The sequence below is a fragment of the Vibrio sp. D431a genome (assembly GCF_030248655.1).
In the GTDB taxonomy this organism is placed as follows: Bacteria; Pseudomonadota; Gammaproteobacteria; order Enterobacterales; family Vibrionaceae; genus Vibrio; species Vibrio alginolyticus.
The window spans coordinates 1-1116 of the sequence record NZ_JAHGAP010000102.1; the positions used below are offsets into that span (position 1 = coordinate 1).

The following is a 1116-nucleotide window of genomic DNA, read 5'->3' on the forward strand; positions in this document are numbered from 1 at the left end:
AATCGGTGCCGATAGTTACTTCCATTGCTATTTTCCTCCAAGCACATAACGCCCTGTTAAGGGGTGAGCAACGCAATACCGATGCCGCCGCATACCACCTTAATCACTTAAACCAACGCATAGTGAAAATGCCACGCGTTGCGAATCCCTCTTGAACAGTTTGTTAGGTTTTGGGCTTATTCTCCCAATGAACCCCAATCTGTTAGATTTAATTGCTTGCGCCTAATGTAGTAGAACGTTGCCATAACTAAACCAAACAATGCGCCAGTAAGTAACGAGATATAAACTGCTTCTAAAACTGGTTTGCCTAGATCGTCCCACACAAGAAACCATTGGAAGATTCCCCAAACAGGAGCAAAGAAAGCCACACAAAGCATAACGTTTGCAAAAAAGCTCTGATAATAAGGCGGCGGAAAACACAGTCCAAGTTTACGTAACAACCTTACAAGTGGAGGATTGTAGTTCGACTTCCAAACACCTTTGTCACTTAATTCTTTGTGCGCAAGTTGTAGCTTCGTTTCATAATCCATGACCCAAAATCCTCGAATTCGATGTTTCCCGCGGAGAAACCTAACGCCGCGTTAAGTGGTGAGCAACGCTGACCACCGAACCTGAAGCATTGTGCCGTAAACACTAAAGTTGAATCAAACTGAAAATGCCAAGCGTTGGGAATCCGTCTTAAACGCTTTGTTATAAGCGTACTTGAAGCGCCCTACTTTCCCTTTGCTTGCGCATATGGATTTGGTTTTTGTGGTTCTAACGATGATTTCTTTGGTTTGTACTCAACGTCCCTAACAGGTTCTAACTCCGGTTCCCACGGATTGAAACCACCAGAAAAACTACTATTTGACCCACTGCGCTTAAGTTTTTGTGTACGGCCACGTTCATAATCGTCAAACTCTGAAGAATCCTCAGGATATGGATTTACATAATCGGAATAAAGACATGATTTAAAGCCCTCTTCATATGCTTTAGTTCCCATAAAGATCTCCTTATTTTTATTAGCTTATAACGCCCTGTTAAGGGGTGAGCAACGCAATACCGAAGCCGCCGCAAACCACCTTAAACACTAAAATCAACGCATAGTAAAAATGCCACGCGTTGCGAATCCCTCTT

General features: G+C 43.1%; 2 protein-coding genes. Both read right to left on the reverse strand.

Features of this window, described 5'->3' with window-relative positions:
* Window positions 1–176: 176 nt before the first annotated feature.
* Window positions 177–530 (reverse strand): DUF6404 family protein, encoded by a 354-nt coding sequence (locus tag KJB35_RS28225; RefSeq protein ID WP_025625246.1) that lies wholly within the window; start codon window positions 528–530, stop codon window positions 177–179.
* Between the two features lie 182 nt (window positions 531–712).
* Complete coding sequence (locus tag KJB35_RS28230; RefSeq protein ID WP_094145925.1) at window positions 713–982, reverse strand: hypothetical protein; 270 nt, start codon at window positions 980–982, stop codon at window positions 713–715.
* Window positions 983–1116: the final 134 nt, after the last annotated feature.

Bases quoted from the DNA above. Each gene is read 5' to 3' on its own strand.
- KJB35_RS28225 (WP_025625246.1), bottom strand. From the start codon at position 530: ATGGATTATGAAACGAAGCTACAACTTGCGCACAAAGAATTAAGTGAC.
- KJB35_RS28230 (WP_094145925.1), bottom strand. From the start codon at position 982: ATGGGAACTAAAGCATATGAAGAGGGCTTTAAATCATGTCTTTATTCC.